Origin of the sequence: Chloracidobacterium sp. (assembly GCA_016716305.1) — a bacterium.
Lineage (GTDB): Bacteria > Acidobacteriota > Blastocatellia > Pyrinomonadales > Pyrinomonadaceae > OLB17.
In genome coordinates this window covers 122,948-146,841 of record JADJWP010000001.1, presented here as the reverse complement: position 1 = coordinate 146,841, position 23,894 = coordinate 122,948, and the positions used below count along the sequence as shown (strand labels likewise).

The 23,894-nt window shown below is 53.3% G+C and carries 17 protein-coding genes; 6 read left to right on the top strand and 11 right to left on the bottom strand.

The window, feature by feature from the left end:
• Positions 1-138: 138 nt before the first annotated feature.
• The 7 genes from IPM28_00590 to IPM28_00560 all read right to left on the bottom strand — a co-directional run bounded on the left by IPM28_00590 (position 139) and on the right by IPM28_00560 (position 11,182).
• The gene (locus IPM28_00590; protein MBK9171495.1) at positions 139-1,161 is read right to left on the bottom strand and encodes a tetratricopeptide repeat protein; all 1,023 of its coding nucleotides are present in this window, start codon (positions 1,159-1,161) and stop codon (positions 139-141) included.
• A 140-nt stretch (positions 1,162-1,301) separates the two neighbouring features.
• Positions 1,302-4,100 (bottom strand): AMP-binding protein, encoded by a 2,799-nt coding sequence (locus tag IPM28_00585; GenBank protein ID MBK9171494.1) that lies wholly within the window; start codon positions 4,098-4,100, stop codon positions 1,302-1,304.
• 121 nt (positions 4,101-4,221) lie between these two features.
• A complete protein-coding gene (locus IPM28_00580) occupies positions 4,222-5,577 on the bottom strand; it encodes an FAD/NAD(P)-binding protein (GenBank protein MBK9171493.1) in 1,356 nt (451 codons plus the stop codon).
• Positions 5,578-5,887: 310 nt separating this feature from the next.
• A complete protein-coding gene (locus tag IPM28_00575) occupies positions 5,888-6,832 on the bottom strand; it encodes a diacylglycerol kinase family lipid kinase (GenBank protein MBK9171492.1) in 945 nt (314 codons plus the stop codon).
• On the bottom strand, positions 6,833-7,528 hold the full coding sequence (locus IPM28_00570; GenBank protein ID MBK9171491.1) for a hypothetical protein: 696 nt from the start codon (positions 7,526-7,528) through the stop codon (positions 6,833-6,835).
• A 43-nt stretch (positions 7,529-7,571) separates the two neighbouring features.
• Complete coding sequence (locus IPM28_00565) at positions 7,572-9,158, bottom strand: aminopeptidase P family protein (GenBank protein MBK9171490.1); 1,587 nt, start codon at positions 9,156-9,158, stop codon at positions 7,572-7,574.
• On the bottom strand, positions 9,155-11,182 hold the full coding sequence (locus IPM28_00560; GenBank protein ID MBK9171489.1) for an SMP-30/gluconolactonase/LRE family protein: 2,028 nt from the start codon (positions 11,180-11,182) through the stop codon (positions 9,155-9,157). Before IPM28_00560 ends, IPM28_00565 begins: the two co-directional genes overlap by 4 nt.
• A gap of 84 nt (positions 11,183-11,266) precedes the next feature.
• Between IPM28_00560 and IPM28_00555 the strand changes: the two genes are divergently transcribed.
• From IPM28_00555 to IPM28_00535, 5 genes are all read left to right on the top strand, one after another.
• The gene (locus tag IPM28_00555; protein MBK9171488.1) at positions 11,267-11,902 is read left to right on the top strand and encodes a DUF937 domain-containing protein; all 636 of its coding nucleotides are present in this window, start codon (positions 11,267-11,269) and stop codon (positions 11,900-11,902) included.
• Between the two features lie 334 nt (positions 11,903-12,236).
• Positions 12,237-15,803, top strand: coding sequence for a methionine synthase (gene metH, locus IPM28_00550; protein ID MBK9171487.1), 3,567 nt, complete (start codon positions 12,237-12,239; stop codon positions 15,801-15,803).
• Between the two features lie 108 nt (positions 15,804-15,911).
• Positions 15,912-17,042: a saccharopine dehydrogenase NADP-binding domain-containing protein gene (locus tag IPM28_00545; protein MBK9171486.1), complete on the top strand. Its 1,131-nt coding sequence runs from the start codon at positions 15,912-15,914 to the stop codon at positions 17,040-17,042.
• Positions 17,039-17,683 carry a metallophosphatase domain-containing protein gene (locus IPM28_00540; protein MBK9171485.1) on the top strand — a complete coding sequence of 215 codons (645 nt, stop codon included), beginning with the start codon at positions 17,039-17,041 and terminating at the stop codon, positions 17,681-17,683. Before IPM28_00545 ends, IPM28_00540 begins: the two co-directional genes overlap by 4 nt.
• Positions 17,684-17,736: 53 nt before the next feature.
• Complete coding sequence (locus IPM28_00535; protein MBK9171484.1) at positions 17,737-18,648, top strand: 1-acyl-sn-glycerol-3-phosphate acyltransferase; 912 nt, start codon at positions 17,737-17,739, stop codon at positions 18,646-18,648.
• Here the strand turns inward: IPM28_00535 and IPM28_00530 are convergent.
• The 3 genes from IPM28_00530 to IPM28_00520 form a co-directional block, all read right to left on the bottom strand.
• Positions 18,645-19,160 carry a hypothetical protein gene (locus tag IPM28_00530; GenBank protein ID MBK9171483.1) on the bottom strand — a complete coding sequence of 172 codons (516 nt, stop codon included), beginning with the start codon at positions 19,158-19,160 and terminating at the stop codon, positions 18,645-18,647. The two genes, IPM28_00535 and IPM28_00530, sit on opposite strands and share 4 nt — an antisense overlap.
• Before the next feature lie 190 nt (positions 19,161-19,350).
• On the bottom strand, positions 19,351-20,454 hold the full coding sequence (locus IPM28_00525) for an ABC transporter permease (GenBank protein MBK9171482.1): 1,104 nt from the start codon (positions 20,452-20,454) through the stop codon (positions 19,351-19,353).
• Between the two features lie 3 nt (positions 20,455-20,457).
• Entirely contained in the window at positions 20,458-22,110 is a 1,653-nt protein-coding gene (locus IPM28_00520) for a trypsin-like peptidase domain-containing protein (GenBank protein ID MBK9171481.1), read from the bottom strand.
• A 94-nt stretch (positions 22,111-22,204) separates the two neighbouring features.
• On the opposite strand from IPM28_00520, the gene IPM28_00515 reads away from it, so the two are divergent.
• Positions 22,205-22,612, top strand: a complete 408-nt coding sequence (locus IPM28_00515; protein ID MBK9171480.1) for a (2Fe-2S) ferredoxin domain-containing protein — start codon at positions 22,205-22,207, stop codon at positions 22,610-22,612.
• A gap of 48 nt (positions 22,613-22,660) precedes the next feature.
• Here the strand turns inward: IPM28_00515 and IPM28_00510 are convergent, their stop codons facing one another.
• On the bottom strand, positions 22,661-23,479 hold the full coding sequence (locus IPM28_00510; protein ID MBK9171479.1) for a class I SAM-dependent methyltransferase: 819 nt from the start codon (positions 23,477-23,479) through the stop codon (positions 22,661-22,663).
• Positions 23,480-23,894: the final 415 nt, after the last annotated feature.

The following is a 23,894-nucleotide window of genomic DNA, read 5'->3' as shown; positions in this document are numbered from 1 at the left end:
GAAAGATCTAGGATTTAATTGAAATCTAACAGAACTCTTGGCCAAAGACGAGTGCGGTGGAATGAGTACGATAAAACGAAAAAAAGAAGGCCGCCTTTTGTCGGGCGGCCATTCGTTTCTCATAATCGTCGTCGAAGGTCATGGTTCGATGAATTGGAGCAGACGCGCTGCCCTTTCAGCATTGATGGGTTTCAGTCTATCGTAATATACCCTTGCGGCCTCTTTCTTACCTGCGACGACCTGAAGCATCCCAAGCCAATAGATCGCATCGGCGTGACGCGGTTCGAGTTCGAGAGCCTTCAGGTAAGCTTTCTCAGCATCGGAATACTGTTTCAGCAATCGAAGCGAATCGCCAAGGTATACATTTGCCAAAACCCATTTCGGACTTATCGCAACTGCTTCGCGGTAGTTTGGCGCAGCTTCGGCATATTTCTTGTCATTGTAATATGCGTTGCCAAGGCCAAGGTACGCATCGGCGTTTCGCGGCGTCAAAGCCAGACATTTACGAAACGATTCGATCGCTTCCGGGAACCGCTTTTGTCTTACCAGAAAATCGCCGATCCGGCGATGTGAATGCGACATTTTAGGATCGAGCCGGACGGCTTCCTGGTAATACGGCACCGCGGCCTCGATCTTATCGAGCATATCAAGTGATTTTCCCAGATTTTCTTGTGCCGGAGCGTAATCCGCCTTCAGCCGAATCGATGTTCTGTATGCCGTTTCGGCCTCAGCATATTTCTTGGCCGCATAGTGAGCGACACCGATCTCGAAATAAGCTTGCGAATTGTTCGGTTCGATCGATAAGGCTTTCTGATAGGCGACAAGAGCTTCGGGATAGCGGTTATTGTAATCAAGCGCATTTCCGAGCTGGATCCACGCCAAAGTGTAATCAGGCTTTATCCTTACTGCCTCATTGAACGCGGTGATCGCTTCCGAATATCGCTTTAACCGCATGTTGCAAAGACCGAGATTAAATCGCGATGCATGATTCGTTGCATTCAATGCGTTCACACGCGCAAAGGTCGCGGCCGCTTCGACATATTTTTCTGCGCGGAATTCGGCGAGGCCCTGATCAAACAGTTGCTGCCATGTCTGGCCGAAGGCTGCTGACGTAAATATGAGAATTAACAGCGGCAGTAAGATTGGTTGATTTCGTTTCATGATCTTTTTGATGTTCGATCGGTTGTTTGGTCACAAACTCCTGTTAAGAGGTTCGCCCGGGTTAGTGGTGAGGAGCGATGTCAAAGGACGTCGCCGCGAAAAATGATTTTCGCTGATTTTTGACGTTACGACAAGCGCAATCAACTTCGCATTTCCTGGATCATCCGTTCGATGGTCGCTTTTAGATGTTCGGTAACAAACTCGTATCGTGCGTCGTCAGAGATCGCCGTTTTGCTCTCATGGTCTTCCTGATCGACTGAAGCAGTTGACTGCACGTCAGACGCGTAAAACGGCTGGCCGATCCGGATCTTCACCTTTGCCGGCCTGATCTTCCACGAGCGTCTCGCCCACACGTTTTGTAGCCCATCGAGAGCCACCGGAACGATAGGCAGTTCGAGCTCGGTAGCAAGTATGGCCGCACCCTTTTTGAATTCGTGCAGGTTGCCGTCGAACGCACGTTCGCCCTCAGGATATATGTTCAGGATCATTCCATTCTTTAATCCGATCGCGCCTGCTTTCATTGCCCGCAACAGCTGCGTGTCCTGATCGATCGGGACGACATTGAGCATTTTGGCAACAAACTGCATGAAGCGGCTCTTAAAGAACATGCTTGCACCGACATGAAAGATATTCCTAAAGACCGATAGCGGATAGTTGGAGCAAAGTACGAACGGGTCAAGGAAGCTCTGGTGATTCGGACAGATCAGATAAGGGCGCTCGACCTTTTTGAGATTCTCGATGCCTTCGATCTCAAGCCTCATAAAAACGCGGCAAAACAGATTGAAGCAGCGGTAAACGACGAATGCAAAGGTGATGAAGATAGGACGCTTTCGAAGCACCGCACGTACCTCGGGAAAGTCGTCATCAGCCTCTTTGAGTATTTTTGACCAATTCAGATCGGCGCTTATCGCAGTATCGGTTGCGGCCGCCGCTTTTCCGGCAGGTGTCGAACCGACGAGTTCGATCACGTTCGCGAGGGTCAGGGCTGATGCAGCCTCATCGGCCGTAAACTCAGCCTCAAATGCCTGTTCGAGAGCTGCAAAGACCTCGGCCCGTGCAAGAGAATCAAGTCCAAGATCGATCTCGAGATTCATCTGAGGATGGATAACGGATACGTCTTTTGCGTTTTTTCTGACAACGTCGACGATCGCTCGTGCGACGTTCGATTCTAGCAGGGCGGCATCGGCCGGTGACAGGACCCACGACCTTTTCTCCGGCAGCCCCTCGACTATAACGCCGCTTTCGATCTCTTTCTTGAGCGCAAAACGTTTGATCTTTCTGGTAGCGGTTCGAGGCAGCGGTTCAGCGCGAACGATGTAATCACGAACCCGTTGATATTCGGGCAGTTCGCGACCGAGGTTATCGAGAGCATATCGGACGGCCTCTTTCGAGTTAGCGATCTTTGCCTGCTTAAGATATTCAAAATCGGGTATTACGACGGCGATCAGCTTTTCGGCTCCGGCCCGAGCCTCGCTTTCGTCGGCAACACCGATGATCGCAAGCTCTTCGACCTCTGGGGCTTTGAGGTAGTGGACCTCAAGGTCCTCGGGATGAACATTCTTGCCCGATGGGAGCACGATAACGTCTTTGGCCCGCCCGACTATGAAAAGATGCCCGTCTTTATCTATCCGACCAAGGTCGCCCGAGCGAAACCAACCGTCGTCAGTGAAGGCATCCTTCGTCGCTTCGGGGTTTTTGTAGTAGCCCGAAAATACCATCTCGCCCTTTATCAAAACCTCACCGACGCCGTCCTCGTCCGGGTCAGCTATTCTGATCTTGGCATTGAACATCGGCTTGCCGACCGAACCGATCCGATTATCGTCGACATATGTGGCGGTCGCCGCACCGCTTGTTTCGGTAAGTCCGTAACCCTGAAGGATGGTGAACCCGAGGCGATGAAAATCGATCGCTACATCTTCGTCAAATCGGGAACCCGCCGAGATGGCGATGCGCAATTCGCCGCCAAACGACTCGTGGACCTGGCCAAAGAGGCGTTTACCGACATTCACACCGATCGTATCGCGCAATGTGCCGTTGGCCGCAAGCATGATCCGAAAAAGACTTTGAACCGCTTTCGGTTTGGCCTCGACCGCGTCGAAGATCTTTTTATGGAAAAGGTACCAAAGCCGCGGGACCGTCGTCAGTATCGTCGGCTTGAACTCTTTCATCGCATTTCCAAGCTCGGCCGGCGAGAGTTCCTTCAGATAACCGACCTCGCACCCATATGTGGTCGCGACCCAAAGATTGACGATCTGCAAATAGGCATGAAAAAGCGGCAGCAGGCTTAGGATCTTTTCCTTATCCGAGAGCTTGAGTACCTCGTTAATGCCGTCAAGTTCGGCAACGATGTTTCCGTGCGTCAGTGGGACACCTTTCGGCGTGCCGGTCGTACCGCTCGTGTAGATCAGAAGCGCGACATCGTCACCGGCTGCCTTTGGCATCTCTTGCGCAAAGCTGTCAGGGAAATCGGTCGAGGCCCATTCAGCGAAGCTCTGAAATCCGTTCGATACCGCAGCGTCGGTCGCGTCTGGTCTAGCCGACCAAACAACCGCCGGTATCTTTCGGCCGAGCTTTTCTTCGATCAGACCAAAACGTGTACGCTGATCGGTGTCGATGAAGGCAAGCTTTGCTTCCGAGTTCTCGAGGAAATTGGTGATGGTCTCGATCTCGCCGTGCGGATCGACCGGGACGCAAACGGCACCGTGATAGAGACTTGCGAGATATGAGATGGCCCAGCTCGGATGATTCTCGCCGATGACGACGATGCGGTCGCCAAAATTGACACCTTCCTGCCGTATGCGATAGGCGACCGATCGTATCTGACGAAGCGACTCGCCGAACGTATACACTTGCGAATCGTCGCCGACGATCCGCATTGCGATACGATCCGAGCGGGATTCGAATGAACCGACCACTCGATTTAGATATGAACCGGCCATAGAGGGAACACAGGGAGAAAGTTACTTCTGGTTAGGATAACAGGAATCGCGAAATTCGCAATCAGGCCATCCGGCCGCGGCCGAGGTCGCGTTGGCGCGGTCGGATCAGCGGAACGTCAACTCAGGCCACCAGTCGTTGGGCCAGATCTCGTGCCTGAACGCGTATCTCCGGGATCGCAGTAGATTCCCATAAGATCCCTTTAAGAGCCGTTCCCAGTGTGAACAATATCCCTTTCGCTTCGCCGAAACGGTTGAGCAGCTCACCATCCGGCGTCGCGTCGAGACCGAACCGGAGATCATCCGTCCGTATGCAGCCGGCCGCGATCATATTTTGAATAAGCGGCGAGTCGAGCCGATCGAAGCGGCTTTCTGACCCGATACAATTGACGATCACGTCAGCCTCGATCCGGTCTTCTACTCCGATCGTCGCGTAGGTGACCTCAAAATGGCCTTCGTCCTCCAACGCGATGTTGCGAAGCCTTCCCTTGAGAATTCGAAGCTGGCCCGTACCGCGAAGTTCGTCGATGATGGCGGCCGCGGTCGGCGGCATGCGATGTCGCGCGACATTCCAATACCGGCTCAAATGCTGCATGAAGTATTTCTTCTCAGAAAGCGGGAGTTCAAGCCATAGTCGCTGTGTGACCGGACGTAGACTGTCGATCACGGCACGCCAATCGCTGCCGACTGACCCGGCATTTTCGGCATGACGACGGACGACCTTCAGGATGTCGGTGATCCGCCGAGACCCGGCAAGCTCATGATCAAATGGCGGATACGTAAATCCGAGTTTGTGTACGGCGGGAAGCATGCCACGGGTAGAGATCGCATTGATCTCGCCTTGATGCTTCTGTTTGTGCAGCTGCATTGTAACATCGACCATTGAAAGGCCTGTTCCGATGATAAGCACTCTACTTACACGATCGATCGAATCGAGTGCCAGCGGACTCCAGGGATCGCGATGGTAATTTGGCGACCTTGTGAAATCGAGGTCATCGACCGAAGGCTGTGGCGGAAGAAAATTTCCGAATGCGAGTACGACCTTTTCAGCATAAAGAATGTCGCCCGAGTTCAGGATAATTTGAGCTTTGCCATCGTCGAACGCAATATCTATCGCTTCGTCATCGTAAATATTAAGGTGAATGTTTTTTTCACGAACTTCATAAGCCGAGCGGAGGCATTCCCTAAGATACTCGCCAAATAGTCTTCGGGGCACGAAATCGGCATGCTGGTAAGCGTGTCCGTTGTCATGCAGCCAATCGAAAAAATGCTCGATGTTATCTGCAAATGCTCCCATCTTTGCGGCGGGAACATTAAGCAGATGCACATCTTGCTCAGTAGAAAATGCAACCCCGCCGCCGAGATGCGCTCGCTTTTCGACGAGGTTTATTTCAAGCCGGCCGTCGTATTTCGCTTTGAGTAGATTTATTGCGAGCAGAGTCCCGCTTGCACCACCACCAATTATTGTTATTCGTTTCATTCGATCCGGCCTCCTACGTTCCGCGGTCTAGATCGAAGGATCTGCCGATACAAAAAGAGGCCATGAAGCAGACACTTCATGACCTCTTCAGGTATCGAATAGCGTCCTTCTTCGTGATGCCTACGAGGTTAGCTGACGGGCTGGAAGCGAAGAAGTCTTCTTCTGTGATGCAGATACGCCCCGGCCTTAAAGATATCAAGGCGATTGGATCCCCCGTGCTGAAATGCTGCTGCAGTTCAGCTTCGGCAACTTGGTTTGAAAAAGGTTAGCAAAATCGAACGAAAAAAGGCAAGGTTTAGTTTCGAGCTGATCATCGTTTCGGAACTCTGATCCTGAGAGCACCAGGGACAATCTCGAACGTGGCTGGCAGACGGCCGGGCAGTTCACCATCCACTTCGATGTGGATCTCGTCCCGTTCGTTCATTGGAGCAGCGGTCACACGTCGGACGAGCTTACTTTTCACCTCGGGAAGATCGAGGTGAGTTCCCATGTACAACGTGTAGGCCTTAAGGACGATCTTGGCGGTGTTGATGTCACCTATATTGACAACGTCAAGAAACCCGTCAGCAAGCTTTGCGTCAGGAGCGATCATCATGCCGCCGCCAAAATAGCGAGCGTTTGCGATCGAGAAATTGACGGTTTGGAGAAATGCCTCATCACCATCGTCTATCTTGATCCGAACCATTGTCGTATCAAGTCCCGCAACCTCCTGTAGGGTCGAAAGTGCGAAGCTCGCCCGCCCTCGAACACTGTCGAGCGGGAGCCAATCAAGGCTTGTCGCACCTTTAACACGTTCGATGATCGCCGCCGCAAGGCCGAAACTCGACTCGTTGATAAAATAACGCTCTTTCGGCTTGCCGTCGTGTCCGACGAAAGATGCGCGCCCGACATCGATCGTCCTGGTCTCGCCTTCACGAAGAGATCGGGCTATCTCACGCGGAATCGATGGCAGGCCGATCGTCCGTCGAAAATCGCCGCCGGTGCCCGACGGAAAGACGCCGAGCTCGCAATCTTTCCCTGACCGCAAAATGCCGTTCGCGACCTCGTTGATAGTTCCATCGCCGCCGCAGGCAATTATGAACTCAGCCCCGGCATTGGCATATTTTTCACCAAGTTCGATCGCGTCACCGGCCGCTTTTGTAAAGACGACGGTGAATGCTCCGAAATGGGCCCGAAGGTCAGATGCAACGCCGGACCATTTTTCACGGGTCGAACCGGCAGCCGATTTCGGATTTACGATTACGATCGGCAGCATTTATTGCTTGAAGAAGATCTCGCGGTTTTCCGTGACATAGCCGACGACGGCCTTTACCGTGGTGAATTCGGAGACTTTTGTGTTTGCGTCTTCATTGGTGGTGAAGGCCTTTCCGGTGTTCACGTAGACCATATTTTCGTTGTAGGGCGCAGATTTCGCCGAACATTTGCCGATGACGATCACGTCGATCAATTGGTCCGAGTTTAGATCCTGAAATCCGACAGCTTCGACCCAACATCCCGTAGTGACGCCATTGAACTGATTTGGGAAGCCATATAAGCGCTTGCCTTTTCGGTAGATCGCGATCTCAGAGTCCATCGGGGGGTCGTCGTATTCCGGATTGTGCTCCGTAACGAAGCACGTCGATCTAAACGGCTCGAAATCGATCGCGAATGTCTGGCTCTTGAGGACGACGTTGTCTCCCGTATCAGTCTGGTAGCAAAGTTCGCGCTCGGCGTTCGAACCCATTATCTTGGCGGCGGCCCGAGCGTCCGCCTCGGCAGGAGCATCAGCAGGCTTTGCCGTTGCGGCAGTTGAATTGTCGCTCCGGATGGCCGTATTGGAGGCTGGACGATCCGCCCCGTCACGATCGATCGTGCAACCTGGAGCAATGGTGATCAGCAAGAGCAGACTGATAGATGTGAATCGCATCAATAGCGACAATTCTGCTTTCAGACCGCGCGTCTTGTCAATCATTCACCACCGTCCGATCGTTCGCTCGGTCGACCGTTGAAGGCCTTTATTCGGCCGCGGTGTGCCTGATCGGGACTCGTTGGTTCGGATCGACCAGAAGGCCGGGGCGATAGGCGACCTCCTTTGAAGCCCGTGCGATGAATGACTCGATGTCGGCGATCGTTCGCGGCAGATCTTTGCTCATCCATTCGACACCATCGGCCGTAACAAGCATGTCGTCCTCGATCCTGACACCGATACTCTTATACTTCTCGAAAACGGGGCCGACCTTTGTCTTGAATTCTCGATTTTCGGGCGTATCAGGCAGCCACTCGAGCGTATCGGGTCGGATGTAGATGCCGGGTTCATTGGTGAAGATCATTCCGGGCGCAAGCGGTGTCCCGTAATCGCCGACATCGTGAACATTCATACCGAGCCAGTGGCCAAGGCCATGCATATACCAAACGCGGAACTGCCTGCCGTCCTTCTTTGTGATCAGTCCGAGTTTTAAAAGGCCGTCTTCGATGACACCAGCTGCTATTTGCTGAAGCGCCGAGAATCTGACACCGGGCCTTGTGGCCTTCGCAACGGCCTCCTGCGCATCGAACACGATCTGGTATATTTCTTTCTGCTCTTTGGTAAATCGTCCATTTACCGGAAACGTACGTGTGATGTCAGCTGTATAATGCTCGAATTCAGCTCCAACGTCCATCAGCAAAAGGTCGCCCGAACGGACCTCACCCGCAGGTATCTGATAATGCAGCGTCGTCGCATTCGGTCCGCAGCCGACGATCGACGGATAGCCCCAAAAATCAGCATTTCGACGGCGGAAGGTGTACTCGACCTCGGCCTGGACCTCGTATTCCCATTTCGTCCGGCTCGCCATTGCCATTGAACGCATATGCGCCTCATTCGAGATGTTGATCGCGTGCTGCATCAGCTTGATCTCATAAGGCGATTTGATCAGCCGAAGCTCGTCAAAGATGCGACGAGCATTCTCTACCTTTTGACCTGAAAGCTGGGCCGCGAACCTGCTTTCCTGGCTATATTCTCTTGAGCCGTTGCCGTCACGATCTCCGTTCGGCAAAAGCATATAGACCGCGGCAGGTTCACCAGCGATCTCAAACCCGCCCTCTTTTGCGGTGAAGGTCGAGCGCGATCTAAGCGATTCCAAAAACGCGGGCTGCTCGGCTGCATTCAGGACGTTCCTCAGGCCCGAGATCCTCGATGCGTCCTCATTCGAATACATCTTGCCGTTCCACGTCTCGTACTGCGGATTTCGCTTCGGAAGAAAAAGAAACTCTGAGACGGAACCGCCATTCTTACGCAATACCAGCGTTGCCCCGTTTTGTTTAAGGCCGGTCAGATAAACAAGATTGTTCTCTTGCCGATAAACGTAATCGACGTCGTTCGCATAAAGTTTCGGCTCGGCGGACATCAAGATCAATATGCTGTTGTCTGCCATTTTCGAAGCCACCGCAGTCCTGCGTCGGGCGAGTTCGGCGTGGCGTTCGGCATCACTGAAACGCGGGGCTGGCGGAGCGACCTTGATCGCCGGCGATTTCGGGTCCATTGCGTCCTTCGAAAATACTGCGACGCTTAAACCGGACAGCAAAAATGCAGCAATTAACACCCAGATAATAACTTTCTTCATTTGTTTACCTCTATTCTAATGTCCTTTGACGCGATATTGCCGAAAAAGTCGGCCGCAAACGCGCGCAACGTGTATCCGCCATTTTCCAGTGTTGAGGGGTCGATAAACGCTTCACGATGGCCTTCCCCGTTAACAATGTTCGAAGCGATAAAATTGAAAATGGTCTCGCCGGTCGCACCTGAGCGGCTGCCGACGGCGTAAGTGAATTTGACTGCATCGTGAGCCGGCATACGCTCAAATGAGATGTTCCATTCGCCCGGGCGATCTGTCTCTTCGCCCGGTCTGAATATCATGAAGCTCAGCTTATAAGGGGCAAGTCGCCGGCGTTCGGGGTTACCGTCCTTTCGGTCAAATGCACGCACAACAACACGCGTCTTACCGTTGATGATGATACGCCCGTCAGCGGACTTTGTTTCGAGTTCGTCCCAATTTTCGTCGTAAAGCTTTACGTCTTCGATGATCGGGGCGATCGTATCCGTGATGCCGGGCAGGGTCAACGCGTCGATAGCGTTCATTTCGGCGCCGCTGCGACCGGCTATCAGATGAACGTGATTCATTGCATTGAGAGTGCCGATCGCATCGCCCGCCGCGAATTTCGTCCCTCGCGGGATCCGGATATCAATGATTCGAGTACCTACAGTTTCAAATAAAAATCGTTCGTCATCGAAGGGAGTTCCCGAGGCTTCGCGGCCGAGTCTTATGTGAATATAGCCTATCGTCGGCATGCGGAGAAGCTCTCGCGAAGTCTCAAAATTCTCGACCGCGGCCGGATGCAGCACCTTTTCATTGCGAATGAAACGGACGGTTTCACCATAAGCGCCGGGAATATCGAGGCCGTTATGAAACCAAACTTCCGACGAAGCGTCGACGATCTTACCTCGTATCTCACCGAGTGTTCCGGCGATCTCACGCGGCCGGTCTTGCGGTTCGTACGGCCAGCGACCGGATGCGATGGCACGAAATTCAGATGATGTGAAACGAGGCGGTTCCTCAGTTCCGGATGTCGTTTCCTGGAAGTCATCCTTAATTCCGCCGATCTCTCTGACCAATGCATTATCGCTGTCGGTGATGTAAAGCTGACCTTGCGATCCAATTGCGATGCCCGAAGGCCGGTTAAAGAGAGCAGCAGACGGGACGGAATTGCGAAACCCGCGGCTGCCACCCGAAATGGTCTCGACGACCGCGAATGGACGCAGCCCTATTGCACGGATCGCATTTCCGTCGGTTATGAATATCGAACCGCTGAGATCAAGAGCAACGGCGGTCGGTTGAACAAACGATGCAGCGCCGAGTGTTCCGTCCCGTAGGCCGTAGCTGCCATCGCCCGCGAGCGTCGTGACGCGGCCATCCAGTTCGACGACCCGCAACCGGCGGTTTCCCGAATCTGCAACAAGCAATTTGCTGTCCTGCCATACGGCGATCCCGAGTGGGGTATCAAACATCGCTGAACCGGCAAGTCCGTCAGCAAAGCCTTTCACGCTGCCGGCAAGGGTCTTAACGACGCCGTTTTCGATCATGCGAATACGGTCGTTATAGGTGTCAGCTACGAAAATGCGGCCATCGTCCGAAACGGCGACGCCGATCGGAGCATTGAAAGTCGCCGTCGCCGCCTCACCGTCAGCGTTTCCTCGTGATCCTGCAATTCCCGCGACGATCGTAACTACTCCCGACCGATCTATGCGCTTGACCGTATTCGACCCCGAGTCGGCCACTAGCAATCCGCCGTTCTTGTCAAACGCGATCCCAGATGGCGTGTCGAATCCTCCGGCGTAAACGGTCAACCCAGTTGCGGGTGAGAGACGATGTATATTGCCGCTATTTCCGTCAGAAAAATAGATCTCATCGCCCTTGACCGCTATTCCGAAAGGCTCGGCCAGCTTATCCTGGAGGTTGATCTTGGTCGACACGCGTTGGAGCGAGATGATCCGGTCGGCATCGGAACATCCCGATATGAAAACGCCGATCACGGCCAAAAGGACCCAAATTTCTGGGCTGGGCCAAAAGGGTTTGAAAGAAGCTGGCACAGGAAAAACTTTGCTACGGGTTAGAGGACTCTGTTACTATCATCCTACAGCTTATAACTTCAATTCAAGGGAGAACGATCAACTATGCTTTCACTTCAGGATCTGCTTGGGCAGGAACAGGGAGAATCGGCACTTAACGAGATCAGCCAGACCGTCGGAGCCGACAATTCGCTTGTAAATTCGGCGATTCAGATGGCGCTGCCTGCGATAATCGGCGGCCTGGCAAAAAATGCGTCTGATCCGCAGGGAGCCGAGAGCCTGAATGCTGCGTTGAGCCGAGATCATGACGGAAGCATCTTGAACAATCTCGGAGGGCTCGGGAGTATGATCCTTGGACAGCTCCAGACCCCGGAACCGACGCCGAAGCAGCTTGATGCTGGCGGCATACTGGGCCATATACTTGGAACGAACCAAAGCCCGGTGGTCGAACAGGTCAGCAACAATACAGGCCTTAATATGGGGCAGGTCGCACAGATCCTGATGATGATCGCTCCGCTCGTGATGGGATATCTCGGACAGCAGAAGCAGCAGCAGGGAATCGGCGCAGATGGTCTCGGAGGTTTGCTTGGCGGACTTTTAGGAGGACAGGCTCAGGCCGCACCACAATCGTCCGGTAACGTGATGGTCGACATGGCGTCAAGTATGCTGGACAGCGACCGCGACGGCTCCGCGATGGACGACATCGCTTCGATGGCCTTGAACTATATCACCAAGCGGTAAAATCGTTCGATAGTTCGATAGAATGTCGGTAACCGATGCTCCAGGTTACGTCAGATATTGCGGCGAACGAATCCGTTTTTTCTTCGGTTCTTTAGAAGCAAGGCGGGCTTTTTGGCTCATCGCGAAATGAACGGCCTGATCGGGTCGCCTCTGGCCGCCATTGCGCACTGGTTTTGATTGACTTATTGGGGACAGTTGGCTAACCTTGTAGCTTCGATGCGTGGTGAGTTATTGCGACTTGCGGCCACGTAAAATAAACGGCTAAACAGCTTACCGGACAACCAAGTATTCTTAGAAGTCTCGTGCTGTTTCGCGAGGCTTCTTGTTTTTGTGTATGGACAATTTTCTTGATCTATTGAAAGAGAGGGTCGTAGTTTTCGACGGCGCGATGGGCAGCAATCTGCAGTCGCTGGATCTGACCATCGACGATTGGGGCGGGCCGAATTTCGAGAACTGCTCCGAAAATCTGCTTTATACGCGGCCCGACGCGATCGAAAAGGTGCACACCAGCTTTCTGGATGTCGGCTGCGACGTCATCGAGACCAACAGCTTTGGCGGCAGCGAGGTCGTGCTCGCTGAATTTGGCATTGTCGAAAAGACATATGACGTCAACAAAAAAGCGGCCGAGCTTGCAAAGCGGCTTGCACGCGATTATTCGACTCCGGGCAAACCGCGTTTCGTTGCGGGCTCGATCGGGCCGGGAACAAAGCTGCCGACACTTGGACACATCACCTACCGCGATCTGAAAAAGGCTTATGTCGAACAGGTCCGCGGATTGTACGACGGCGGTTCCGACGTCTTTATTGTCGAGACCTGTCAGGACCTTTTGCAGACCAAGGCAGCTCTTTCGGCGATCTTCGATCTTTTCAAAGAACGCAAGGTGCGAATTCCGGTGATCGCACAGGTGACCATCGAAACCTTCGGCACGATGCTGAACGGGACTGAGATCGGGGCAGCATTGACCGCTCTCGAACCCTTTCCGATCGACGTTATCGGGATGAATTGCGGCACAGGCCCGAAGCAAATGGCCGATAGCTTCAAATATCTTTGCGATAACTCGCCCATACCGGTTTCAGTTTTGCCCAATGCCGGCCTGCCCGAGGTCAAGGACGGCAAGCAGCATTACGATGAGACTCCGGAGAGCTTTGCGGCACAGGTGGAGCATTTTGCAAAGGACCTCGGGGCGAATATCGTCGGCGGCTGCTGCGGCACCTCACCCGAACACCTGCGTCAAGTGATCGAGCGTGTGGGCGGACTCTCCCCGAAACAGCGTGACGCCAAGCTCGCACCGTCGGCGTCGTCTATCTATTTCCAGCAGCCATACACGCAGGATGCATCATTCCTGATCGTTGGCGAACGCGTGAACGCATCAGGTTCGAAGAAGATGCGTGACCTTCTCGATGCCGAAGATTGGGACGGCCTCGTAAACCTTGCGAAATCGCAGGAAAAAGAGGGAGCTCACATCCTCGATGTGAACGTTGATTTCGTCGGCCGTGACGGCGTTGCCGACATGCACGAACTCGTTTCGCGTCTGGTGACGAGCGTCAAGATCCCGATAATGCTGGATTCTACCGAGTGGGAAAAAATGGAAGCAGGCCTTGAACACGCCGGCGGAAAGTGCATTCTTAACTCGACCAATTACGAAGACGGCGAACCTAGATTCCTAAAGGTGCTTGATCTTGCACGAGAATACGGAGCGGCCGTGGTGATCGGGCTAATCGACGAGACCGGTATGGCCCGTGCCGCGGGCGATAAACTGAAGATCGCACGTCGGGCGTACAAGCACGCAACTGACTACGGGATTCCCGGCCACGATATCTTCTTTGACCCGCTCGCTCTGCCGATCTCGACCGGCATCGAGGAAGACCGCAAGAATGCTGATGAGACGATCAAGGCAATAAGGCAGATCCGCCAGGAGATGCCTGATGCAAACATCATTCTCGGGGTTTCGAACATATCATTCGGGCTGAGCCCTGCCGCTCGCGTGGTTCTCAATTCCGTTTTTCTGCATCATTGCGTTGAGGCCGGAATGAACTCGGCCATCGTGAATGCGTCGAAGATATTGCCTCTCATGAGGTTCAGCGAACTCGAGATCGATACGGCCCGCGACCTGATCTTTGATCGAAGAAGGTTTGACGGCGACGTATGCACGTACGATCCGTTGACAGAGTTTACAAAGCTCTTTGAAGGCAAAACGGCACAATCGATAAAACCGGATATAACAAACCTGCCGATCGAAGAAAGGCTCAAACACCACATCATTGACGGCGAAAAGATAGGCCTCGAAGATTCGCTCAAGAAGGCGTTGGAGACCTATCCGCCGCTCGACATAATCAACGATCTGCTGCTTGATGGAATGAAGGTCGTCGGCGATCTGTTTGGGAGCGGACAGATGCAGCTGCCTTTTGTGCTGCAGTCGGCTGAGGCGATGAAAGCTGCGGTGAAATTTCTCGAGCCTTTCATGGAAAAGGCCGATTCGACCAATAAGGGGACGATGGTTCTGGCCACGGTCAAAGGCGACGTCCACGATATCGGAAAAAACCTTGTCGATATAATCCTGACCAATAATGGCTACAGGGTCGTGAACCTCGGCATCAAACAGACCGTCGACGAGATATTGCGGGCCTGGGAAGAAACAAATGCAGACGCGATCGGGATGAGCGGACTGCTTGTGAAATCGACCCTGATCATGCGCGATAACCTCGAGATCATGAACGAACGCGGCATCAGCGTCCCGGTCATCCTTGGGGGGGCTGCGCTCAATCGCCGCTATGTCGACAATGATCTTATTCCGCTTTATAACGGGAAACTCTATTACGCCCGCGATGCCTTCGACGGGCTTCACGCAATGGACGAGATCACAAATGCCGTTGAAGATACGACGATCGAAAGCACGGCCTCGGACGAAGATCATAAGGCGGCGTCGAAAAGAGCGGTAAGCAGTGCGTCCGGCGAGGCTGTCCAGACCGTAACTGATGCAGAGGACCTTGTCGGTGAAGATGCGAAACTCGGTACGGTCGCCGCCCGCGTCGCATCGCGTTCGACCGGCGACACGACGCATACGACCCGATCAGATGTGTCAGTCGGTTTGGAAATACCGAAGGCCCCGTTTTACGGTTCGAAGGTTGTCGAGATCACCGACCTGACAAAGGTCTTTGCATTCATCAACGAGACGGCTTTGTTCAAGGGTCAGTGGCAGTACAAACAAGGTAAGAAATCTGCGGCCGAATACGCCGCGATCCTCGATGAGACGGTCTACCCGAAATACGCGGAGGTAAAAGCAAATACGATCCGTGAAAAGCTGCTCGAGGCCAAGCTTGTGTATGGTTATTATCCATGCAATTCAGACGGCAATGACCTCGTGATCTACAATGACGACGAAAAGACCGAGCGAATGCGATTTACGTTTCCGCGTCAGCCGGTTGAACAGCGAGGCGGCAAGAATCTCTGTTTAGCGGACTATTTCGCACCGGTCGGGTCGGGCAAGATCGATGTTGTCGCTTTTGATCTGGTAACGATGGGCCGCAAGGCGAGCGAACATTCGGCGAAACTATTTGCGTCGGACAATTATACTGACTACCTTTTGTTTCACGGGCTTTCGGTCGAATCTGCCGAGGCACTCGCCGAGATGTGGCACAAGCGAATACGAGAGGAACTAGGAATCGACGGCGACGATTCTCCTGAACTTGCGAAGTTGTTTCATCAAGGGTATCAGGGCTCGCGCTACAGTTTTGGCTATCCGGCGTGTCCAAATATCGAGGATCAGACAAAACTGTTCGAGCTGTTACAGCCGGAACGGATCGGCGTCTCGCTTACAGACGAATTCATGCTTGACCCGGAACAATCGACGTCTGCGATCATCATTCATCATCGCGAGGCGAAGTATTTCAATATCGAATAACTAGGCTTCCAAATCCAAGAATAAAGCCGACATTGCCGATTAGCAATGTCGGCTTCTGCGTTATAAAATGGAGTTTTCTCACGTTCTACACGTAAAACCTTGTCCTTTATGACCAAAACAATATTTATCGCCGGCTCGGGCGGGATCGGCGAAGCTGCTGCACTTTTACTGCGGGAGTGGTGCGATTTTGATACGACCATAATCCTTGGCGACATAAGCGAAAACAGTCTTCAGAGGGCAAGGGAATTTGTTCTCGACGGTTCATCGAGATCTACCGCGGTCGAAACGGTGATCATGCCGAAAACAGGCGAAAGCGAGGAATTAAAGGCCGCGTTCGTTCGTTCTGACGTCTTGCTTGACTGTTCTCCCGGCGGCCAGGCGCCGCGGATGGCCGGATATGCACGGGAATTCAAAATGCACTACGCGAATCTCACCGAGTATGTCGCCGAAACCGAAGCGATAATGGAACTCGCCAAGGACGCCGGAACCGGATTCGTGCTTCAGACCGGTCTTGCGCCGGGGTTCATCAACGTTCAGGCGATGGCACTTTACCGCGAATTTGTTGCAAAACACGAAAATGAAATGGTCGAGCGGGTCGCGATGAAGGTCGGGGCACTGACCGCCCACGCTCACGAGCCGCACTATTACGGATTTACATGGTCGCCGATCGGCGTTGCGACAGAATATGTCAAAGACTCGCGTGTGATCCGTGATTTTAAGATCGCCGAACGGCCCGCCCTTTCTTCTCGCGAGCGGATCGTCATCGGAGCGCGTAATTATGAGGCAGATCTGACATCCGGCGGAGCCGCCGACCTGCCTGATTTCTTTGCAGGCAAGGCTCGCGAACTAGATTACAAAACTCTTCGTTATCCGGGTCATTACGATTGGGTCGAATCTATCGTCGAAACATTGCCGAAAAATGAGAGCCTCCCCGACCGGCTGCAGGATCTGATGCTGCAGGCTATTCCGTCAGTCGAGGATGATCTTGTCGTTCTACATGCTTCCGTTGATGGTTTCGATGCCGGCGAAAGGCGGAGAATGCTCGAGAAAGCGTATTTCGTCGAGCCGATCGTGATCAATGGCAAGCACCTGCGGGCTATACAAACGACAACCGCGGCTCCGCTTTGCGAATCGGCAATGATGTTACTGACCGACAAATACCGCGGTGTGATCCTGCAGAGCCAACTCGAACCCGATGAATTCATGAGTGGGAAGTTTGTCTCGACCGTTTATAGATGAGGATCGTCTGCGTTTCGGATACGCACAACTGCAACGAGGCGATCGCCGTCCCGGACGGTGATCTGATCATTCACGCCGGTGATGCGACCGTGAACGGCACGGAGGCCGAGGTCGATGCATTCATCGACTGGTTCTCGAACCTCCCTCACGAACGTAAGATATTCGTTGCAGGTAACCATGACTGGCTCTTCGAACGCGACGAGCTTGCCTCCAAAAAGCTTCTCAGCCGCGGCGTAATCTATTTAGAGGATTCAATAACTAAGGTCAAAGGCCTAAAGGTTTATGGCAGTCCTTGGCAGCCGCGCTTTTTTGACTGGGCGTTCAACCTGAACCGCGGAGGCGAATTGGCTGAAAAATGGAAGTTGATACCCGACGACATCGACATTCTAATAACACACGGCCCGCCAATGGGAATTCTGGACGAAGTTCCAAGGCAATGGGGAATTGAGAATACCGGCTGCGAGGAACTGAAACGACGTGTTGCGGAAATTGCCGAACACGGTCGGTTAAAGCTGCACGTATTCGGCCATATCCATTGTGGCTATGGAACTCACGAAGAGTTCGGAATGAAGTTCGTAAACGCCTCAACGTGCGACGAAGATTATCGCCCAACGCAGTTGCCTATCGTTGTCGACCTCTGACAATAGCGATTTCCTGCAACAATTCAGAAAATGCTAAACTGCTTGATTTGCAGATGCCTAACGATCACCAAGATATCATCGCGACGTCAGATTCCATCGAAAGACGGCAAGCTCCGCTACCGGCGGCCGAGGAGATCTCTGTACTCAATGCGACCGAAAAAGCGGGCTTTTACCTCACCCGCCGGATGAACCTCGGTGCCTGGAAACGCGTCTGGACATTTTGTCAGCGTCACATCGGATCGCTCTGGATCTACCTTGCGACCTATAACCTGATGAACGTTTTCGGGATCGAAAATGTCGAGCGTGCCGACCATTCGAGGCCGCTGTTACTGGTGGCGAATCACAGATCGTTCTTCGATATGTACACAGTATCGAGCGTTCTCTTTCGCCGGACAAAACGGCCGATCGAACTCTATTTCCCAGTCAGGGCGAAGTTCTTTTATACGAATCCGGCGGGTTGGTTTGTCAACCTGGTCATGGGCTGGTGGTCGATGTATCCGCCATTCTTTCGTGAGGAGAAAGAAGCCGTAAAGCGCGAGTTCGACAAGTTCTCACTTCGCGAACTGACCCGAATCTGCTCAAAGGGCCATGCGCACGTGATCGGATTTCACCCGGAAGGAAAACGTAATCTGAATGGCGATCCGTACTCTTTTCTGCCGGCTCAGCCAGGTATTGGAAAAGTGATATTCGCAGCACGGCCGCAGGTGATCCCGGTCTTTATTGCGGGATTGGGAAACGACCTTCCAAAACAAATACTGGGAAATTGGCGAGGCGGAGAAAAGATCCGGATATGGTTTGGCGAACCACTTGACCTGAATAAGTTTTATGAGAGGTCAGACCGGCTTCGAACACATAAGGAGATCGCCGACCATCTGATGAAGAAGATCGGCGAACTAGGTGAAGCGGATCGCAAGCAGTTCAATTACCCACGATCGACGCGAGATGACGGCCCCGTCAACCCTTAACGAAATCCTTCGACCTGCTTGAAGGTGTCTTTCCAGCGAAGCTCAGGGATCAGTTTCGGAGCCATATTCCCAAATAGGTTGAAGCTCTCGAAGAACTGCTGCCAAGCTTTCGCGGGCGGAGGCAAATAACGGCAAAGTCGGCCGAATCCTTGAAACATCGAATCGAAAGCCGCAGCGGCAGCTTGCGGGTCGTCGTAGATCAAGCGGTCATTACTTAGGGCAACGGCTGCATCGTGGATCTTGCCAACCGCGGTTATATCCAGGCATATGTCCTGGACCTTTCCGAGTGCTTCGCCAACCTGGCCGAGGCCCTCATTCGCCTTCTTGAGTTTCTCGAAGACCGCTGAATCGCCCTGAAGCATCGTTCCGGCCATCAATGCCTGATTAATGCGGTTTTGCCCAAGCTCGACCGAGGCCTTGATCTCCTCAAGATCGGTGTTTGCAGCACACGCTCCTGCTTTCTTCTTAATGGTTACCCACGCTGCCTGAAATTTTTCACTCCAATCTGCCATGTCCGTCCTCCTGATCTGATAAATTAAGCCAACTTAAAGGTGAGAATTCAGACGATAAAGCTCGTCTAGTTAGATACGCGTAAAATGGATCCGAATCGTATCAGGAATCGCGATAAATTGAGATCGGATGCCGGTGCAACGTTAGGCACCCATGAGGCCAAAAGACCGGGGTCGATCAGAAAGGGCTAACTTACTCGTAACTGAGAGCTTCAACGGCGTCGAGCCGCGCAGCCCGCAGAGCGGGGTAAAGCCCGCCGATCGCTCCTCCGATCAAACCGACAACGAAGACTATGGAAATGACCGTTGGACTGATCTCGACCTCGAGCGTAGTAACGAGATTCAATCCGAAACGCAGGACGACCGTCATCAGTATGCCCGCAAATATACCACAAAGGCTCAACAGTAGTGCTTCCTGAGTTATGGTCCAGGCAATTCGACCACTACTCATTCCAAGCGATTTCATAATGCCGATCTGGCGCGTGCGTTCAGTAACGGTCGTGTACATCGTTAATAGGATCACAAGTGCGCTGATGACAGCCGCGATGCCGATGAAAACATTGAGAAAAATGTTCAATGCCGGAAAACCGGCCATGTACAACTCTTCCAGGTCGTCTGTTCGGATGACCTGGTTGTCAGGGAATGCGTCGACAAGACGCTGCCCGACGTCATCCGCCGTCGATCCCTCGGCGATGGAAACAAGGACCGATGTCACCTTACCCTCGCCTCCGAGTTGAGCCTGCATCGTAGAGAGCGGAATCTTGATCCGTGCGCCGCCGGCCGGTTCATACGTGCCTACGATCGTGAAAGGCCGTTCATAAAGGGGGATCGTATCGCCGACCTTGAGTTTCTTCTGACGCTGCCATGCGGTATCGATGATGGCTTCGTCTGCGCCGTCGATGAACCGGCGGCCGTCGACCAGCACGAGGCCCGAAATCGCAGAATACTCCTCAAATCTGACGCCATCTATCAGGCGTTTGCCGGTGTTATTATCTGCGGCATCGACAGAATTCTGTCCGATCGCGACAGCGGATCTGACACCGGGCACCTTCGCTATCTCGGCGGCCAGTGTCTCGGGAAGCCGGAACGACTCGGTGCCGCTCATACCTATCGAACCAGAGGCTCTCACGAAGAGTTCGGCTCCGACATTCGCCTCGCGAGTTGCTTGTTCGCGGATCGAGCCATTCGCAAGGCCGACCGTAAAAACGATCAGCAAAACGCCGACGGCGATGCCTAGTACGCTGACCACGGTTCGCGCTGGCCGATGGAACATATTCGAGAGAACGAGGTTATCCATTGATCACTTCTGAGGTTGGGCAAGCGTCGGGGCTGAATTTGTATTAGTGTTTGCCCCGGCGATGGTATTTTGCTGGGCGTCAAGCTGTATCTCTTCGGCTGATCTCCATCCAGCGAGGCGGAGCAGGTCGAGAGCATAGCGGATCGGAACAGCCATGTTGACCGCGGTATTCTCAGTGAAAACACCAAAGTTGACCCCGATCACTTTGCCGGTCTGTCCAAACAGCGGAGCACCCGAACCTCCCTCAGCTGTCTTTGCATCATGAACTATCCGCCTCGTGTCGAGATCGGTGATCGCACCCTGCGTCGTCAGGGGAACGATCTTTTTCGATTGAGCAAGAAAGTTGATAAGGTTTTGCCGCGAATTTCCAAACCGTGAGTTTATAGATTTGGCTTCCTCGTCATCGACCATTGCAAGCAGGCGGTCTGGTCCGCTCGGGTAACCCATCGTGACGACCGTTTTTCCGATCGTCGAGGCCTCGGAGTCATTCTCGAGGGGTAGTGTCGGGATCTCGGGCGGCATCAAAGCAGCATCGATAGAGGCGACAGCGACGTCTTCTTTACCTCCGGTCCGTAACACTTTAAGCGGAAAAGGCTGAGGCAGATTAGGGAAGTAGATGACCAAACGCTTGACGCGGGCACGTCCGCGCGAATCTCGGATCATTGCCTGAACGATCTCGTCCTCGGTCCAGGGCTGGAGCACATGCCGGTTCGTTACAATATAGCCGCTGCCGACGTGAAATCCGGTTCCGATAAAGTCGTATTCCACAGGCGAACCTGCTCCTTCGGTCGTCAACTGCGTCGGAGGCGTTGACGGCTGCGGCGCACCATCTTCGGAAGGCGGCTCGTACGGACTTCCTTGATAAGACTGCGGATCGGGATAGCGCAAGACCTTTCCGGTGCCTCGATCCACTAGGTCATAAACACCTACGATCAGGCAGATGCCGCCACCGTATTCGACACGAACGTTTTGTGCGAGCGACTGCGAGCGGATCAACTCGCGGTTGGTCTTATCCAATTCCCCAAGCTGATTGCTGGCCGTCCCGAGCTGTTCTTCGAGCCTTGAGATAATGTCTTTCTGTTGTTCGGCCTGGATGCGATTGGCCCGCAATTCAGAACTTACGGCGTAGCCCAGATACAAAATACCTGTAAGAAACCCGACCGAAAGGACAAGGGTTATCGCCTTGGTCGTCCAACTGATCTCCCGCATCAGCTCGCGGGTAAATTCGCGTAAGAACGCCTTGGCATCATCACGCTGAGGCGAAGCTGCGGCGTCGAGGGCAGCGTCGGAGATGAACGGTGCTACATGCGGGTCGTTCCGCTTTGTCGTGATCAGCGAGGGCTTTTCGGCGAGCGTGAAAAATGCGAACGAGATGTCGGCCGAATCGATCTTGACAACATCGCCGTCAGATATCGCTATAAACCGCCGAATCGGCTTGTCATTTATGGTCAGCCCAAGCGAGGGATCGAAATTGATGACGCGAGACACACCTTCGGTGTTCTCCAATTGAAGCCAAACGCCCGACGATTCGAGCTGTCTGCTGTGAATCTGGAGGTCACACGTTTCATCTGAACCGATGCTCAGCCGTTCATCGGAAAAGAACTCCGTTCTTTTCTCAGAGCCGACCGAAATGTGGATGATAATGCCTAGTGCCATCGTACAGCAGACACACGTCTACCTACCCGAATTCTACCACAATAAACACACGCTTCGATGCAATCCCAGGGACATTCGTGGCAAAATATAAGCAATGGCTGAAAAGAAGTTCATAGAGGATCGGGAGCAGTTGGAGAAACTGGCTCCGATGCTGAAGGCACCGATAAAACGGCAGGTGTTTGTCTGCACAGGCAAATCTTGTGCTGCCGTTGGCGGCGTCGATGTAAAGAACGAGTTTGCACAGATTCTGGAAGAAAAAGGCCTTCGGCAAGGGAAGGAATCAAAGGGCCGGAACCCGCTGGGCGAGGTCGTCCTGACCGAATGCGGTTCGATCGGATTTTGCTCGGTCGGGACTGCTGTCATGGTCTATCCCGACGGCACTTTGTACGGCCAGGTCACGCCCGAAGACGTCGGCGAGATCGTCGAAACTCATATCGAAAAAGGCGAGGTCGTCAAACGCCTCGCCTTAATGGAGTTGAAGACACCCCAGTTTGAAGGGTGAATCTCGAAACTCCCGGTAACCCCATTGTTCAGAATAGATCCTGCCCGATCATTTCTTCTTTGCGACCACCTCAAGATACTCGCTTTTGACCAGGGTCATGCCGTCGGATTTCGTATTGTTCGCGGTCCAGATCTCAACGAGGTCGTTTGTGAACGCCTCGTGATTATCCTCGCCCATCGCCTTCATTGCCATCACGGTCGGTCCGAAGTAGGTTTTGAAGAATTCTGCGACGTCAGCAGGGCCGAACTCAAAGATCATGTCGGCGAGCTGCGGACTCATACGCAGGTCTTCAACGCTGTCACCGAAACGGGCGGCCACCTCGTCAGGCACGCCCCATAGCACCGGGGGCGGCATTGGCGGCGGCGGCACATACTTGCCCGAGAGCTTGAACATCTGGCCTGCGAAACCGGTCGGCGTCCAGTTTGCCATCGCGATCGTCGCGCCGGGCTTTGTCACACGAACAAGTTCGCTTGCCGTAACATCCGGCCGAGGTGCGAACATTGCACCGAACATTGTCATTACGAGATCAAATTCGCCGTCAGAATAGGGCATATCCTCAGCATCGCCTTGTTCGAATTTGATATTGAGCCCAAGCCTTTCCGCTCGCTGTTTTGCCGCTTCGACAAGATTGTCTGCGATGTCGATGCCCGTCACATCGGCGCCCTTTTGCGCCGCAATGATCGCCAGGTTGCCGCTGCCGCAGGCAACATCAAGGACCTTCATTCCAGGCTTGATGTCGAGCCGCTCGACAAATTGATCGGCAACCGTTTCGATATGCTTCGCAACCTCGGTGAAGTCACCTGCTTCCCAGATCGTCTTAAGTCTTGTTTTAAGGGTCTCCATTTCCGGAGATACCGCTGTAGTCATATGTATAAATCCTCCGATTGGTAAGACGGAAATATATCACTAAAGAGGACAAAGAAAAATATGGAAGTCCGGGAAGCCCAACGATCTCACAACTATTTAAAGTCGGCAGGTTTGCATGTCGGAACGGTGCCGTAAGAGAGGCTCAGGTAGCTATACCAGACACGTGTCCCGACGAGCGGCTTACCGTTCCAAACGGTCATGTGATACGACTCGTTCCCACTACACACTCTAAATAGAAACGGCGATGGAATGCTACTGACCGTGAGATTTGCAACGCCTTTTATTATCTCGACGCGCGCCTTTGCAGAAATCACTGCGAAACCTGAGTCACGGTCATTTTCATCTGCAAAACGAATCATGTATTCGGTAGGCGCCGAGTCATCTCCGTCGAGAATGACTTCCTCTATTCCAGATT